The sequence below is a fragment of the Candidatus Margulisiibacteriota bacterium genome (assembly GCA_028715625.1).
Taxonomy (GTDB): Bacteria; Margulisbacteria; Riflemargulisbacteria; order GWF2-35-9; family GWF2-35-9; genus JAQURL01.
In genome coordinates this window covers 14,341-31,507 of the sequence record JAQURL010000030.1, presented here as the reverse complement: position 1 = coordinate 31,507, position 17,167 = coordinate 14,341, and the positions used below count along the sequence as shown (strand labels likewise).

The following is a 17,167-nucleotide window of genomic DNA, read 5'->3' as shown; positions in this document are numbered from 1 at the left end:
CTCTGGGTATCTTTTAAATATTCATAAGCTTTTTTCAAATCGGTTTCTGCTGTTTCCATGCGTATCAGTTGAATATTTAACTGAGTATTTGCTTCCCTCAGCTCCTTGGTGCGCTCTTCAACTTTTGTTTCCAGTTCCCGCGCCTGAGAGGCCAGAAGTTTTTCTTTGTCTTTATAATAATCTATTTTACGAATTAATTCTTCCGGGGACAGGTTTAAATTTGTAAGGATTTCACTGTATACCTCGGCCAGCATTCTTTTTTCTTCCGGAGTGAATAAGTTACAACCAGCCATTACGTTGTGGGCAGTAGATGTTCCTATGGAACCGGACAATACCTTTTCTATTTCCCCCTGGAAGTGCGCCAGCTCCACAATTGATATCATGCTTCTATTTCCAATATTCGCGGTTGCTAGACATTTATTAATAATGCCATCACTTTCTTTCTCCGAGTAGTATTCATTTAGTAAATGATGAATAGTTTTTATTTTATCCGGTACTTTAATGGATTCATTACGACGGAAACTGGTTCTGTAGTCCTGAGGATTTGTATTATTAAGGATATTAACAATTGTATCAGACCATTTTTGTTCCTCTTCGGAAATTTTTGGTATTAACGAACCGAGAATTAAAAAAACAACATTGAAAAGCATTGACCAGAAAACTGTATGGGTCAAATGATCGGAGATGGTTATCCCAAACATATTTTCCGGTATCAGCCATTTTATATGCCATGGCCCATTAATAAGTATGTCCGCGTCTTGCCAGCCGCTTTTTATAATAGCCGGTAAAAAAAGTGTATAAAGCCAGATTATAAATCCGCTGATCATACCTGCCAGGGCTCCGAATTTGTTGGCTTTTCTCCAAAAAAGCCCGATAACGATTGCTGGAGCAAATTGTAGAACTGCCGCGAAAGAAATCATCCCGATGTTAACCAGCATATAAGAGTCACCGATCTGTATTGCGAATAAATAACTTATCATCAGAAAAATAAGAATTACTATCCAGCGTAGTTTCAGTACATGATGATTAAGAAAATTTAGAGGTTTGATAGAGGCTATATAAGGCAGCAGCAGATGATTGGTAATCATGGTCGTGATGGTCATGGTGCAGAGCATAATCATACTGGAGCCAGCGGACAGGCCTCCCAGAAATACCAACAAAACGAGCCAGTTATGATGGGTCAATAAAGGGATATGCAAAATGAACATATCCGCTTTTTGAATGGGTAAGCCAAGCAACAGACCGCCTAAAGCGATAGGGATAACAAATATATTAATCAGCAACATATATAAAGGAAAAAGCCAGATAGAAGTCTGAAGATGATTTTCATCAATATTTTCAACAACTGCCGTATAAAATTGTCTGGGCAAAAAGATAACTGCCGAGCCGGATAAAATGAGATATGTTAACCATGTCCAATAATTCGACTTATGGGTAATGCCTATTGAAAGTATTTGTGAATAGGAGCTTAGCGATATTTTAGAAAAGATATCCCTAAAACCATGGAATAATAGAAAGGTCACGAAAAAACCTATCAACAAAAAAGCGAGAAGTTTCACCAGGGATTCAATGGCTACAACCATTATCATCCCTCTATGGTGTTCAGTAGGGTCAAGTTTTCTGGCTCCGAATATGATAGTAAAAATACCCATGGCTAAAACCAGAAACCAGCCTACAGAATCACCCATGAATGTATGTACTGTATAATGCGGCGGCGCGGAAATCAGCTGGAAGGACGAGATAATGGCCTTTAATTGTAAAGCGATGTAAGGCAGCATGCCGACCAGACAGATAATCGTTACTACTGCGCCCACAGATGTAGAACGACTGTAACGAGCTGTCACAAAATCGGCTAAATTTGTGATTTTATACATATTTTTTATGCGTATCATTTTTTTTATCAGGAACCACCAGATAAAAATGCTGATGGTCGGCCCCAAATAAATAGGCAGGAAAAAAAGGCCGGAAGTAGCGGCTTTGCCCACGCTTCCATAGTATGTCCAGGTAGTACAGAAGACAGCGATGGATAATGTATAAATAATCGGACTGTTACTAAGTTTTTTTAAAATAGAAGATCCGCGTTCGGTCTGGACAGCTATAATAAACAGTACACTCAGATAAACAAGAAAAAAAATTAAAACAATAAATTGGCTTATCATATTTGAAGTTAACTATCTCGAGTTTTTTTATCCGAATCTATATATTTATAACTTCTGGAAATAAAAAATAATATGACAATGCTGATTGTCCAAATACTAAAAATATAGATGAAAGTGAATAGAGGACTGTGTTTATCAACAATACTCAAAATTGGCCAGTTTAACAGGATAAAAAAAATAAAACACATCAAATAAGCAAATTCTTTTTGCCTCAATATATGATAGATATATTTCATAATGTCAGGCCCCCTTTTAATAATCATATTCTTATTTACTTAAAAGTAAATATTGACGATATTAACTATCAATAAAATACAATTATGGTTTATAATATGTACACTTAAGTTTTTGATGTTTTATTGTCATCACCGCTTGCTTGCCGGCCAAAGCTGTTGAAGCGAAGGCTGGATGGGGGGGTTATTTGAATCCCAGATTCCCGCAGCAGTTTACCCTATAATTGATACGGGGTGGGAATGACATCTTATGAAAGGAATATATATATGCAGGTAAAAGTAATGCAGAATGTTTTGAAAGCCAATGATATGTATGCCCAGCAGACCAGGGATCTTTTAATCGGAAATCATGTAAAAATGTATAACCTTATCGGTTCACCCGGCGCCGGAAAAACATCGGTACTGGAAACGATTATACCAGAAATAAAAAAGGGAGGTAAAAAGGTAGCGGTTATAGAAGGAGACTGTGCTACAACCAGAGATGCCGACCGTATCGCCAAACTTGATATACCTGTTGTGCAGATTAATACGGGAACAGGATGTCATCTGGACGCTAACATGGTTTTTAAAGCTGTACAGGAATTTGATCTGAAAAAATTGGACATTATTTTTATTGAAAATGTAGGTAATCTGGTGTGTCCTTCGGCTTTTGATCTTGGTGAAAATTATAAAATTGCGATTATCAGTACGACTGAAGGAGACGACAAACCTTTAAAATATCCCAGAATATTCAAGGAGAGTTCCTTAACTGTTTTGACAAAGACGGATTTAATCCCCTATACAAATTTTAATCGCGATCAATTTTTGAAGTTTCTTAATGATATTAATAGTAATTATGTATGTGTGGAAATTTCCAATACAGATAAAAAAAATATTAATTCTTTGCTAAAACATATACCGGGTCTTTAACAACTTCACCTATTTCAAACAGGTCTGTCCGGATTTAGACAATAAATCAATTTTTTTCACATATTCTGTGCAACCTGCCTTGATATAGCAACATTTATGTGACAATCAAATGTTATGGAAATGAAGTAAAAATCAGTTTCTATTAATATAAACAATTTTCCCCAAATTATTGAATAATCAACTGTTATCATATATAAATATTAATAGATGGAATTAACAAGAGGGGATTAGTATGAAAAAATTTTCATTGAAAGCGAAATTATTAATAACCGGTATTTGTTTATCACAAATTCCAATAATAATTTTGCTGTTTCTTGTAATTTCCCAAAATCAGAGAATGGCTACAATAGCGGACCGCGAAAACAAGATAGCGACACTTGGTGGCCTTAAACAGATTGTATTAAACCTTAATCTGGCTTTTAATCTTGAAGAAAAAAACGCCATGCAGCGCATGAACTACAATCTGAATGTAGCCACAAAGATATTAAATGATATCGGAGGGGTGAGTTTCAGGGCAGGTGACACTATTGAGTGGGACGTGACAAACCAGTTTGACAAGTCAGTAAAAAAAATATCTTTACCCAGATTATATGCGGGGAACAAATGGTTGGGCAAAATCGATTCTTCCTCAGAAACAGTTATTGTTGTGGATAGTGTCAAAGAACTGGTGGGCGGAACGTGTACCATATTCCAGCGTATGAACGATGCAGGGGATATGCTTCGTGTGGCTACCAATGTCTTGAAAAAGGATGGCAGCAGAGCTATCGGTACCTACATACCTGTTATGCAGCCGGATGGCAAAGCCAATCCGGTCCTGACCAAAGTATTAAACGGGGATACTTATACAGGGAAAGCATTTGTTGTTAATGACTGGTATATGACCGCATATAAACCTTTATTCAATTCAGAAAAAAAAGTTATAGGAATGCTCTATGTTGGAGTGCCCCAAAGAGATCTGCAGCAAATAAAAAGTGATGTTACGAACATAAAGATCGGTCAGACAGGGTATGTGTTTATTTTAGATTCAAACGGTACCTATATAGTGTCTAAGGGTGGCAAGAGGGATGGAGAAAACATTCTGGAATCCAGGGACGCTAATGGTAACTATTTTATAAAAGAAATGATCGACAAAGCCTCAAAGTTAAAAGAAGGAGAGACTTCTTTAATGCGTTATCCCTGGAAAAATGAAGGAGATGCCAAGTCTTTATATAAAACATCAGTTTTTACTTATTTTGAAGATTGGGGGTGGGTAATAGGAGCTGGCTCATATGATAAAGAGCTGTTTTCCGCCGGTGATGAAATACGCAACATATCAGCAAGGTCTTTGTTTTTAATCGTAATATTCTTTTGCGTGGTGATAACAATATCAATAATTGTCTGGATGCTGACTTCCAATCAGATTGTAGACCAGATATTGCTATTGCTAACGAAATTGACAAAAACATCCGAACAGGTAAAAGTCGCGTCTTCGGAGATCGCCAAGTCCAGCCAGAAAATGGCGGAGGGCTCTACAGAACAGGCTGCCAGTTTGCAAGAAACTTCGGCCATGCTTAAAGAAATGAATGGGATGACGTTCAAGACCGCGGAAAGTTCCAAGGAAGCAAACAGCTTATCTTTGGAAGTACGTAGTGAAGCGGTAAATAGTGAAAATTCCATGCGCAGAATGATGGAAGTCATTAATGAAATAAAAAATTCATCGGATCAGACTGCGAAAATTATCAAAACAATTGATGATATTGCTTTCCAGACCAATTTGCTTGCTTTAAACGCAGCGGTTGAGGCAGCCAGGGCCGGTGAAGCAGGCAAAGGTTTTGCCGTGGTTGCCGAGGAAGTAAGAAACCTTGCGCAGCGCAGCGCAGATGCGGCAAAAAATACCGCTTCCTTGATTGAAGAATCGCGAAACAGTTCCAATAAAGGAGTATCCAGCGTGGAAGAAGTCGGGAATGCCCTGCATAAAATTGTAGAAGGCATACAAAAAATGAATACCCTTATTTCAGCAGTAAGTGCTTCAAATGATGAGCAGGCGACAGGTATAAATCAGATCGATTATTCGGTTACCCAGATGAGCCAGTTAACGCAGTCAGCCGCATCTATATCCGAACAATCAGCAGCTGCAAGTCAGGAACTAAACGCTGAAGCGATAGAACTTGGCAGAATGGTTACGGATTTATCAGTTATTGTTCTGGGAAAAGAAAATATGAGCTATATGAAGACAGATAAGATGCGCAAAAATAAAGTGGATAATAAAGCGCAAACTTCTGCAAAGAGTAGTTTTATATCCGGGCCGAAAATAGAAAATAATACAACTAAGCCTAATTTTGTTGATCCGGATAAAATTATTCCCATGGATATAGACAAGGATTTTATATAATTGAAACATAATGTATTTATTTACTTATTTCATTCTATGAATATAATTAATATAAATAAGATAAAGAAAGGTGGTGGATGGTAGTATATTTAAATTGATTTCTACAATATTCAGGAGGTTTTTATGAAAAAGAGTTTGATTGGATTTGTGATACTTGCAGTAATGAGCGTCGTTTGTTTCGCTGAAGTTGACAGCAAACTGATGGAACAGAGAAAAGCCGAAGTAAAGGCATTTGTAGACGAAGCGCAAGCCTATATTAAAAAAGTGGGCAAAGATGAAGCATTAAAGGAATTTCAGAAAGCTGATGGGAAATTTGTACGCGGTGAGTTGTATCTTTTTGTAAATACAATGAAAGGTATAACACTTGTTCAACCCATGAAACCTAATTTGGTAGGTAAAGATCTTTCTACTATGAAAGACCCCAACGGGAAAATGTTTTTTGCTGATTTTGCTAAAGCAGCAGCCAGCAAAGAAGGTAAAGGTTGGGTTGAATACGTATGGCAGCATCCCAAGACAAAGGATTTTCAGCCGAAAATTTCTTATATTGTTGCTATAGACAAAGATACCTACATGGGAGCCGGAGTTTACGTAAACAAGATTGATTAATGATTTTAGAGGAAGGGCTTTCGTAAAAACGGAAGCCTTTCCAAATTGAATAAGGGGGATTACATTGTTCCTGAACAAACTATCGTTAATTAAAAAAAATTTTATAGCGCCAGTTATTATTATTATTTTTCTGGCTATTATTGTTTCCTCCGGTCTTATTGCTTTTAGAGCACAGTTGGGTACTATAAAAAATCTGTATTCAGTACGTTTTAAAAATTATACATACAGTGCGGAACTAATTGCCAACCTAAACTATGCGCAAGCTTCTCTTTATAAAGTTATAAGCTGGATTACAAACGGATATTCCAAGGAACAGACCAATAAACAAATAGAAGAAATAACAAACATGATAAATCCACTGGATACTCAGGTGAAAAAATATTCTGAAAATAAAAATAATGTACCTCAAGAAAAAAAGCTTCTGGTTGATATCTATAACAGTCTCTTAAAATACAAGGGAAATTATAATCAGGTTCTACAAATGCTAAGGGATAACGATGCCATGACAGCTGCTCTGTTTATGGCTGATTTAGAAAAAACGTATGATGATTTATATAAATTAACTGAGAGTCTTGTTCAGCTGGAAAATAATTTAAGTGCGCAAAAATATGAACGATCCGTTGGCAATTACAAAGTTATGTCGAATTTATTTGTGGGGATGTCGTTAATCGGTATCCTTCTTGGTTTGGTCTTTACTTTCTTTATGACACGCAGTGTAACTAATCCTATTATTAGAATGATGGATAAACTGATGGAAGCATCAATGCGTGTATCTTCAGCTGCTGAAGAAATTTCTCAGTCCAGCAAAAAAATGGCGGAAAGTTCTTCGGAAGAAGCAGCTTCTCTGGAGGAAACAGCCGCTTTATTAAAAGAAATATCAGCTGTAACTCAAAAGACCGCTGAGAACGCGGAAAAAGTTGATGTTAAAGCTACTGAAGTAAAAGAAAAAGCTCAAAATGGAGAATACTCTATAAAGAAAATGCTGGCTACTATTCAACAGATAAAAGATTCGTCGGACCAAACTGCGAAAATTATCAAAACAATTGATGATATAGCTTTCCAAACCAATTTGCTTGCCTTAAACGCTGCTGTTGAAGCAGCACGTGCCGGAGAGGCCGGTAAGGGATTTGCGGTAGTTGCTGAGGAGGTAAGAAATCTGGCGCAGAGAAGCGCGGATGCTGCAAAGAATACGGCAAACCTTATTGATGGGTCCAGGACTCAATCGGAAAATGGGGTGTCGGTTGTGCAAGAAGTATCTACGATGCTGGAAGGAATTATTTCCGGCGTGCAGGATGTTACTCATCTGATAACGGATGTGTCTGAAGGTAATAAATCACAAGTATCAGGTATAAATCAGATAGATACGGCAGTCTCTCAAATGAACCAGACCACACAGGCAGTGGCGGCTACTTCCGAACAATCCGCGGCAGCCAGTGATGAATTAAATAATCAGGCAAATACGCTAAATGAAATGATCGGATTACTGGACGGGCTCATCAAAGGTAAAAAATACTAAAGGGGGTACAGGGGTGAGTACAAAACACAACACAATACAGAATATTTATAGCAAATTGGGGCTATATCAAAAAATATTTTTAATGCCGATAATTTTTATAATCTTTTTATTGATTGTCGATTATATCGCTTACAGCGGAATTAAGGTACAACTTGATTCCATAAAAAATATATATAATCAGAGATTTAAGCAATATGAGAGCGCATCAACTATACTTTCAGACATAAAAACAGTACATGCCCAATTATATCAAGGACTAAGCTGGGTATACGCTGATTACAAGCCAGAACAGCTTAAAGAAAAATCCGATCAGATAAATAACGGCCTGGATGAAGCGGAAAAGAAGCTGCAGAATTTTTCCAAAAATAAGGACAATTCCAAGGAAGAAAGTTTAATAATTAAAGATGTTCAGGCTCAGTTCGACGAATACAAGTTTGGTGTGGGACAGGTTATAGCAATGTTTGCTTCAGACGTGACCACTGCTACAATGTTTATGCTGAATACACAGGAAAGTTTTTCCAAATTAAACGCTACCGTTGAAAAATTATTAAAACTGGAAATTGACATGGGACTTACACAATATAATGGTGCATTAAGTCAGTATAAAAAGGCAAGGAACGGATATTTAGGTTGGTCTTTTGCCGCTATTATTCTCAATATTCTCATTGCCTTTATTGTTACCAGTTCCATCACAAAACCTATCATAGATATGACCGGTAAATTACTGGATGCTTCTCAACAGGTTGCTAATGCTTCTAACCAGATATCTCAGTCAAGTCAAAAATTGGCTCAGGGTTCTTCCGAACAAGCCAGCTCGCTGGAAGAAACAACAAGCTTGCTCAAGGAAATTTCCGAGATATCTGCTAAAACCTCTCAAAACGCTGAAACAGTAAGCGACAAAGTTGATAAGGTAAGAAAAGAGGCTGAACATGGAGAAGCTTCTATTGAAAAGATGTCAGTAACTATGGCGCAGATTAAGAATTCGTCGGACCAGACGGCCAAAATTATTAAAACAATTGATGATATAGCTTTCCAAACCAATCTGCTAGCTCTAAACGCTGCTGTGGAGGCAGCCAGGGCCGGAGAAGCCGGAAAGGGTTTTTCCGTTGTAGCGGAAGAAGTGCGAAATTTGGCACAGCGCAGTGCGGAAGCCGCTAAAAACACTACTAATCTTATTGAAGAATCAAAACAACATTCCGAAAATGGTGTATTGGTGGTTAACGAAGTAGCTCAGGTATTGATTACGATAATCTCCGGTGTCCAAGAAGTTAACACGCTCGTTTCGGAAGTGTCTAACGGTAATAAAGACCAGGTTTCCGGCATAGCACAGATTGACAACGCTATGATGCAAATGAGCCAGGTAACCCAGGCAACAGCCGCAAATGCCGAAGAATCTTCCGCTGCCAGCGAAGATTTGAGCGGCCAGGCCCAGACTTTGAGTGGTTTGGTTGATATATTGAAAGATATTATTCAGGGACAAAAAAATAATTCTTTCGAACTTACTTCTTTACTAAAGAAAAAGGAACCGAAGAAAAAAAATGCAACAGCAAGAAAGTATGAGAATAAAAAGAAAGAACCGGTTCAGGTAGCCAAAAGGGTACTCCAACCGTCCGGCAACAGTACTTCACCTAAACCTATCGACCCGAACATTATTTTTCCAATGGATGACAGTAATTTCATGTAATGATAGCTGTTATTCAACGGGTAAACTCCTCAAGAGTCGATATTAACAGCAAAACAATTGGAGAAATCAAGCAGGGGATTAATGTATTGCTGGGTATTGTTAAGGATGATACCACCAAAGATGTCTCCCTTCTTGTGAATAAAATAATTCATTTAAGAATTTTTAACGACATAAAAGGGAAGATGAATTTGTCGTTATTAGATATACGGGGGCATATGCTGATAATTTCTCAGTTCACACTGGCAGGCAATGTGATGAAAGGACGAAGGCCATCTTTTGATATGGCCATGGAGCCTGGAGAGGCGAAACAGCTGTATGATTCTTTTATTAAGGAGAGTTCTGCTCATGTCGGCGTTCAGTCAGGTCAATTTGCAGCGCATATGGATGTGTATATCGAAAATAGCGGTCCGGTAACCTTTATATTGAATTCCAGAGAATTATAATCGTAAATTAGTAAGGCTTTATATTTACTTAATCAAAGGCCCTGAATATAATTAAATGATATAGCTTCAATAGGGGGTGATAGTTAGCGTTAGTATTTATGTTTCGATTATAAGGAGGATATATGAAAAAATTAGTTGTAGCAGTAATTTTACTATTCGCGGTCAGTATAAGTATGGCTGCCATAGATGTTGAAAAAGAAAAGAAAGAAGTAAAGAAAGTTGTTTATGATGCGGTTGAATTCATAAAAAAAACAGGTAAAGATGAAGCCTATAAATATTTGCAAAAGACAGACAAAGAAGGTAACAAGTTTTATGTAGGCGATAAATACCCATTTGTTTTCACTATGAATAGCGCTCAGGACAAATCTGTATGCCTGGTACATCCTGCAAGTCCCAAGCTTGTTGGTCAGGACATGATCAATGTTATGGACAGTCACAAGAAATATTTCATCAGAGATTTCGTAAAAGTGGCCCAAAGCAAAGAGGGAGAAGGCTGGGTGGACTATTATTGGACACATCCTATTTCCAAAAAAGTTAAGCTGAAAAGCTCATTTATCAAGAAACTTGATAACGAAACCTATGTAGGTTGCGGCGTTTATATGGAAGAGTAGTAAGATTAAAAGGGGGTAATTTATTTGCCCCCTTTTTCATATTAAATCGGGGAAGAGGGGAAGGCATGAAGAATAATAGTAATAGAAGTTTAGGTACAATATTTTCAAATCTGTCATTATTGCAAAAGGTACTGACCCCATCACTGTTAGTAGTCGTATTCTTGATAATTATAGGTTTTATGTCTTTTAATGCCCTGAACAAGCAATCGAAAACTATAAATGATCTTTACAAAATAAGATTCAAAAATTACATACAAAGCGCAGAACTTATTTCCGATCTTCGTTTTGCACATTCCACGCTTTATAAAGCCTTAACCTGGGTTTATGCTGAATATGAAGAAAAATTAATTACTAATTTAGCAGATACAGTTAGAAAACTTATTGATAGTTCCGAGAAAAAGATTGATGATCTGCTAAAGTTAAAAACGAACACCAAAGAAGAACAGAAGATGTTCAAGGAAATCCAGGACAAACTATATAAATATAAAGAATCATATACGCAGGTGTTACAGATGTTCGGATCGGATGTAACCACAGCGACAATATTTATGATAAATACGGAAGAGCTTTTTCTGGATCTGAACAAAAGCCTGCAAGAACTTATGAAATATGAGGATCAGCAAAGCCTCAAACAATACCTGAAATCAGAAAACGACAACAAATCCTTTATCAGAATTTTTGTTGTAGTGCTTATAATTATCATTGTAGGCTCATTGGTTTTGGCTTTTTTTATTGCCAAGAGTATCATTAAACCGATTCTGAAATTAACTGAATTTGTAACCTCAGTAGAAAACACCAGTGTGTTTTCCAAAAGGATAGATATCACCTCTCAGGATGAAATAGGCCAAATATCCAAAGCTTTCAATAAATTGATGGAAGTATTGGAATATGCAATCGGTAATATCAATAAAGCAATGGAGGCCATGACCAACGGTGATTTTAACTCGCAAATTACGGCTGATTTGAAAGGTGACCTGAAACAGGTAAAGGATTATATTAATACCACCATTAACAGCATCAATCTCACCTTTAACAAAGTTATCGAGGTTATGGAGAGTATGGTTATCGGCAGGTTTAATCAACGTATTACCGAAGACATGCAGGGAAGGTTTAATGATCTTAAATTTAATATAAACAAATCAATGGACGCTCTGGAAACAATTATTAACGAAATAAATACTATTATGTATGCTGTTGCCAGCAGAGATTTGAGCAAGAGAGTGGTCATGGATACCGAAGGCGAACTCAATACTTTAAAAGAAAGTATTAATGCTTCAATTGATGCGATTGTAGAAACACTGGGTTTAATTACAGAAAGTACTGATAAAGTCGCTGCATCTTCCAAGCAGACCAACGATGCAATCGAACAGGTAGCCAGCGGTTCACAGGACCAGGTGAAAGCCATCGCTAATCTGGCCGGAGCTGTAAAACATACCGGAAGCGCGATTGTAAGCGTAGCGGAAAATTCGGTTAACGCTACAAATTTTGCCAAACAATCTGTCGAACTTGTAAATAGCGGGAAAGAAAAAATGAACCAGATGGTTGATCTGGTTAAATCGGTTTCTGTAAGCAGCGAGAAAATCAGTAAAATTACAGAAATGATCGGGAGTATTTCCAGTCAGACCAATTTATTATCCTTAAACGCCGCTATTGAAGCGGCCAGAGCCGGTGAACATGGGAAAGGTTTCGCTGTCGTTGCCGATGAGGTCAGAAAACTGGCTGAAGACTCCGCCAGATCTGTCGATGATATATCCAAGCTCATCCAGGAATCTGTTTCTGAGGTTAATAATGCGGTTAAGGCAGCGGAAGAAGTTAATAAGGATATGGATAACATCGCTGCTTCTGCCAATGATACAGAAATAAAGCTAAGTGATATTACGAACCAGATGCAGACACAGAATGCCACTATACAGGAGATAACAGCTAATATTGACACCCTAAACTCAATTGCCGGCAATAATGCCGCGGCTTCTGAAGAGATTTCGGCTATATCGGCAGACCTTTCTGATATGATCAATGAAACAAAAAAACAGGTCATGAAATTTAATCTGCAATAACGCCGATTTAATTTCGTATTTCCAAAACAGCAGCACATTTGTTATTATAATAGTTTATGAAAATAAAATGTTATGGCTCGCGCGGGTCTGTACCGGTCTGCGGCAAAGAATATAAGAAGTATGGAGGCGAGACTACCTGTTTCTGTATTAATGAGGGGCTCGCAGAGCAACTGGTTATTGATGCCGGAACAGGTATCAGGCGTTTAGGTAACGATCTGCTTCATGTGGAAACCAAAATTATTCACATATTTTTTACGCATGTACACTGGGACCATATATTAGGGTTCCCTTTTTTTAAACCTCTTTATAACAGCAATTACGAAATACATATTTATAGTTATCCTAATAACCATAAACACAATATTCAGGAGTCTATAAACCGGACTTTCATGCAGCCCTATTTCCCTATTAATATTGATTCTATTAAAGCAAAGGTGATTTATCATGACCTTTCTTTTACCGGGGAAAAGATAGGTAATTTACAGATTACACCAATTCCTATCAGTCATCCGGATGGGGGATGTGGATATAAAATAAGTGAAATGGGAAAAACTTTTATTTTACTTACTGATAATGAGTTGGGATATCAACATCCGGAGGGATTGACCTTAAAAGAATATCAAAATTTTTGTAAAGACGCAGATTTACTGGTCCATGACGCTGAGTTCAGACCTGAGGAATATGAAAGACATCAGAAATGGGGACATTCGCAGTTTGAAGACGCGGTACATCTGGCACAGGCTGCGAATGTAAAAAGCCTGGGACTATTCCATCACAACCAGGACAGAAATGATGAAGGTATAGATAGAATTGTTAATGAATCCAGAAAAATATTAAGTAGTACAAATATTGAATGTTTCGCTCTGCATAGTGGCCAGGACATTGAAATCTAGTTCCTTCACAAATCAAGAAAAAATACCCATAATTATAGGGCCTACAGCTATAGGAAAGACCGAATATGCTCTGGATCTGGCGCAAAGAGTTGATGCTGAGATTATATCTGCTGATTCCATGCAGGTATATAAATATATGGATGTCGGAACTGCTAAGCCGGACAAAAAACAATTAACCCTGTGCAAGCATCATCTGATAAGCATTATAAAGCCTGATGAAGACTGGAACTTGCACATATTTTTAAATATAGTGAGAAAATTACTGGCCAGCAAAGATAAAAAATATATTATTTGCGGAGGTACAGGATTATATATCAGGGCCCTGATACATAACTTTGAAACACCGGAAATACCTGGCAATAAAGAAGTGAGGGTAGCTCTGGAAAAGATCGCAGCTGAGCGTGGGTCAGAATATCTTTATAAGGAGTTACAGAAGGTAGATATCACGTCCGCTGATGCAATCAGCCCCCAAGACAAATATCGTATTATTCGCGCTCTGGAAGTATATAAAACTTTTTCCCGACCTTTATCAGAGCTCAAAAGACGTGATGAATCTTACGCCGACCGTTTTCAGCTAATTTGCTTGAATACATCACGGGAAAATTTATACAGGAGAATTAACGATCGTGTTGATATTATGATAAAAAAAGGTTTGTTTGAAGAAGTGCAAATGCTCCTTACCAAGGGATACGGAATTGATTTGGTTTCCATGCAGGCATTGGGATACAAAGAATCTGCCCGTTATTTGCAAGGAATAGTCGGTAAAGAAGAATGTATTGAGCTGATCAAAAAAAGAACGCGCAATTTTGCCAAACGGCAGCTCACCTGGTATCGAAGTTTCTCAAACATAAACCGTGTAGAAATTGAAAGTTAATATTCTGTTGAAATCAGTTTTTGTAAAATGTCTTAAAAAATAAGATCATGATGACCAAAACTATTCCTATAATATTGAAAAGAATAATGGGCAGGGAATGAAGGTAAAGCCCATAGACAGTCCATAATAAATAACCGGATAAAAGCAGCAGGTACATAAATAAAGAAATATCTTTCGCGGACTTTGTTTTTAAAATTTTTATCAATTGGGGAATAAAAGAAATAGTGGTTAAAGTGCCCGCGACCAGTCCGAAAATTATTGGGTTCATGACGGTTTATTGTAGCATGATATTATGCGATTTATAATTTTTTTATTTGAGTATTGAAGTTCTAGCAGTATTCGCTCGGTTTCCTTCGGTGGGATTTTTCGGAATAAAAATTCCAGCCGCCGTACAAGTGTTCGAGGTGTTTTATTCAGGCCTTCTGAGGTCAAATTTCCAATTATTTTTGAAGGTCCTGGAAAGAGTGTAGTGAGCAGATTTTTATCATTCAGGTAATTAAATCCTTTTTCGGGATTTACGCTAAGGATTATTTTAGTTATTTCCTCCTGGAAACGTTGCGACGGTAACTGTGCTTTAGCTAGCAAGGTCTTGTTTATAGCGTTATAGGTAGCTGGCTCAATATCAAAATTTAGCTGACTGGCAATTCGGATTGCTCTGATGACACGTAAAGCATCTTCGTTGAAACGTTGCACAGGTTTCCCGATGGTTCTTATTAGTTTAGCCTTCAAATCAGACAAGCCCGAAAATTCATCTATAAAAGTTTTATCTAGAGGATTATAAGCGAATGCATTGATTGTAAAATCCCTGCGCTGTAAATCCTGTCTAATTTGTTTAATAAATTTTATTTTTTTTGGATGTCTGAAGTCCAGGTAAGAGCTTTCTTTTCTGTATGTGCTGATTTCAAAGGCTTTTCGGTGAAATAATACTTGCAAAACACCGAACTTCGCACCTTGTTCATTTTTTATCATAAATAATGGTTTTATTTGTTCAGGTAGCAGGTTCGTGCATAAATCATATTCAACAGGTTTTCTACCCAGCAGGATATCGCGGACAGCTCCTCCGACAATAAAGAGTTCCCCGTGATTTGCCTGTATTTTTCGGAAAAGACCGAGTAAACTCGCCGGGTAAATATAATTCTTAAGCTTTTGGAGATACATTTTTTTTCCATTCCTTGAGCATCTGGTCGCGTTTGTAGATTACTTCTACCCGCCTGTTTTTTGCTTTACCGGATGGAGTATTGTTATTGGCAATTGGTCTGTATTCTCCAAATCCTTCCGCGGAAAATAGCCTGGGGTTTAAACCATGATCAATAAAATAACGTACTACATTACAGGCCCGTGCAGTGGAAAGCTCCCAGTTCGAAGGGAACATCGTAGTTCTGATCGGCGTGTCATCTGTATGTCCTTCTATACGAATAGGGTATGGATATTGTTTAACAATCATAACCAGATTATTTAATAAATCTTTGCTGTTTTTGTTGAAATCAGCCTGTCCGGAATCAAAGAGAACATCATCTGCGATTTTAACAACTACGCCGCGGTCATCTATAAATGTGCTTATTTTCGTTTGCAGATTTTCTTTGTAAATGAAGGAATTAACTTTTTGCATAATATTATTGAGCTCATGGTCGACAACATCTCCGATATTTTTGGCTTCCATCGCTTTTTGCAGGCTCTGGGGATTAATAATTGTTCCCTGTTTTTGCATTACTGCTTCTTTAGTGAACGTTTGTTTTAAAGACTGGGCGATGTCTATATATTTTTGCTGATCAACCTTGGACATGGTATAAAGAATAACAAAGAATGCGAACAACAGCGAAATCATATCCGCATAGGTAAATATCCACGTTCCGGCGTCATCATCATTTTCGTTTTCAGCTGTTCGGGGTTTCATCTTTTTGTATATGTTCTTTCATCATTTGTTTCTTTTGGTTTTGTAAAGTTTGATGAAGCGAGCGGGAAATAAAAGAACTTAATTTGTCTTCAAGCAGTGTAATTGTTTCAGCGCTTTCGATACTTAGAATAGATTCTTTAGCGATTTCCATATTCAGGTATTCCTGTTCACTTCTGCGTTTTAGTTTGTTGGCTATGGGAAAACAAAACAGATTTGCTATTACAGCACCATAAAAAGTTGTTAGTAGTGCCACACTCATAGCCGGTCCTACCTTGTCCGGTTCTTTAAGGTTGGCCAGCATCTGTACAAGTCCGATCAATGTACCGATCATACCGTAGGCTGGGCCGTATTTACCCATTTGCTGAAAAATTTCTCTTCCCAGTTTATGACGTTCCTGAGTAATATTTATTTCCGTATTCAGCGCTCTGATTATTTCTTCCCTTGGTATTGTATCAGCAACCATCTGAATTCCTTTGGATATGAAAGGGTCATTTATACGTTTCGCGTAATCAGGCAGTTTCAAGTGACCTTCCTTTTTGGCGATTGATGCCAGATGCACCATCTCAATCATCAGGATTGTAGGTTCTTTAATGTTGGTTTTGAAAACTTTCATGACCACTTTAAGCACGCTGATCACTTCATTAAGCGGATAGCTGATAAGGGTAGAAGCACTTATCCCTCCCACAACTATACAGAAGCCGGGAAGGTCCATATACAATTCAAGTCCGTTACCCCCGATTAAAATAGAAATTATAATCAGTCCAATCCCTGCCAGTATACCGAGAATAGTGCTTAAATCCATATCCTAAGTGTATTATTGAAAAGATTAAAATTCAATATATTCGGAATAATTTGCCGTCCGAGACCATAGAATAACTGTAATTCCAGCAGGTTGTCAGAATATGTCATTCTCCGGT

At 37.5% G+C, this 17,167-nt stretch carries 15 protein-coding genes; 10 read left to right on the top strand and 5 right to left on the bottom strand.

Going from position 1 to position 17,167, the window contains the following annotated elements:
* Positions 1–2,159 (bottom strand): diguanylate cyclase (locus PHV30_06345; GenBank protein ID MDD5456637.1); only part of this gene is annotated, 2,159 nt, incomplete at its 3' end.
* A gap of 473 nt (positions 2,160–2,632) precedes the next feature.
* Between PHV30_06345 and hypB the strand changes: the two genes are divergently transcribed.
* The 10 genes from hypB (at position 2,633) to miaA (ending at position 14,356) form a co-directional block, all read left to right on the top strand.
* Complete coding sequence (hypB, locus tag PHV30_06340) at positions 2,633–3,301, top strand: hydrogenase nickel incorporation protein HypB (GenBank protein MDD5456636.1); 669 nt, start codon at positions 2,633–2,635, stop codon at positions 3,299–3,301.
* A 232-nt stretch (positions 3,302–3,533) separates the two neighbouring features.
* A complete protein-coding gene (locus PHV30_06335; protein MDD5456635.1) occupies positions 3,534–5,672 on the top strand; it encodes a methyl-accepting chemotaxis protein in 2,139 nt (712 codons plus the stop codon).
* Between the two features lie 123 nt (positions 5,673–5,795).
* Entirely contained in the window at positions 5,796–6,278 is a 483-nt protein-coding gene (locus PHV30_06330; protein ID MDD5456634.1) for a cache domain-containing protein, read from the top strand.
* Between the two features lie 64 nt (positions 6,279–6,342).
* Positions 6,343–7,794: a methyl-accepting chemotaxis protein gene (locus tag PHV30_06325; GenBank protein ID MDD5456633.1), complete on the top strand. Its 1,452-nt coding sequence runs from the start codon at positions 6,343–6,345 to the stop codon at positions 7,792–7,794.
* Positions 7,795–7,807: 13 nt separating this feature from the next.
* The gene (locus PHV30_06320; protein ID MDD5456632.1) at positions 7,808–9,478 is read left to right on the top strand and encodes a methyl-accepting chemotaxis protein; all 1,671 of its coding nucleotides are present in this window, start codon (positions 7,808–7,810) and stop codon (positions 9,476–9,478) included.
* Entirely contained in the window at positions 9,478–9,921 is a 444-nt protein-coding gene (gene dtd, locus PHV30_06315; protein ID MDD5456631.1) for a D-aminoacyl-tRNA deacylase, read from the top strand. Before PHV30_06320 ends, dtd begins: the two co-directional genes overlap by 1 nt.
* 122 nt (positions 9,922–10,043) lie before the next feature.
* Positions 10,044–10,532, top strand: a complete 489-nt coding sequence (locus PHV30_06310; GenBank protein MDD5456630.1) for a cache domain-containing protein — start codon at positions 10,044–10,046, stop codon at positions 10,530–10,532.
* Positions 10,533–10,597: 65 nt separating this feature from the next.
* Positions 10,598–12,589, top strand: coding sequence for a methyl-accepting chemotaxis protein (locus PHV30_06305; GenBank protein MDD5456629.1), 1,992 nt, complete (start codon positions 10,598–10,600; stop codon positions 12,587–12,589).
* Positions 12,590–12,645: 56 nt separating this feature from the next.
* Positions 12,646–13,482: an MBL fold metallo-hydrolase gene (locus tag PHV30_06300; protein ID MDD5456628.1), complete on the top strand. Its 837-nt coding sequence runs from the start codon at positions 12,646–12,648 to the stop codon at positions 13,480–13,482.
* Complete coding sequence (gene miaA / locus PHV30_06295) at positions 13,472–14,356, top strand: tRNA (adenosine(37)-N6)-dimethylallyltransferase MiaA (protein ID MDD5456627.1); 885 nt, start codon at positions 13,472–13,474, stop codon at positions 14,354–14,356. The genes PHV30_06300 and miaA overlap by 11 nt, the downstream gene beginning before the upstream one ends.
* Before the next feature lie 13 nt (positions 14,357–14,369).
* On the opposite strand, the gene PHV30_06290 is transcribed toward miaA, so the two are convergent.
* Genes PHV30_06290 through PHV30_06275 form a run of 4 tightly spaced genes read right to left on the bottom strand, consistent with a single transcriptional unit; the run spans position 14,370 to position 17,052 of the window.
* The gene (locus PHV30_06290) at positions 14,370–14,624 is read right to left on the bottom strand and encodes a SemiSWEET transporter (GenBank protein ID MDD5456626.1); all 255 of its coding nucleotides are present in this window, start codon (positions 14,622–14,624) and stop codon (positions 14,370–14,372) included.
* On the bottom strand, positions 14,621–15,514 hold the full coding sequence (locus PHV30_06285; GenBank protein ID MDD5456625.1) for a CCA tRNA nucleotidyltransferase: 894 nt from the start codon (positions 15,512–15,514) through the stop codon (positions 14,621–14,623). Before PHV30_06285 ends, PHV30_06290 begins: the two co-directional genes overlap by 4 nt.
* The gene (locus PHV30_06280; protein ID MDD5456624.1) at positions 15,495–16,250 is read right to left on the bottom strand and encodes an OmpA family protein; all 756 of its coding nucleotides are present in this window, start codon (positions 16,248–16,250) and stop codon (positions 15,495–15,497) included. Before PHV30_06280 ends, PHV30_06285 begins: the two co-directional genes overlap by 20 nt.
* Entirely contained in the window at positions 16,231–17,052 is an 822-nt protein-coding gene (locus PHV30_06275) for a MotA/TolQ/ExbB proton channel family protein (protein MDD5456623.1), read from the bottom strand. The genes PHV30_06280 and PHV30_06275 overlap by 20 nt, the downstream gene beginning before the upstream one ends.
* Positions 17,053–17,167: the final 115 nt, after the last annotated feature.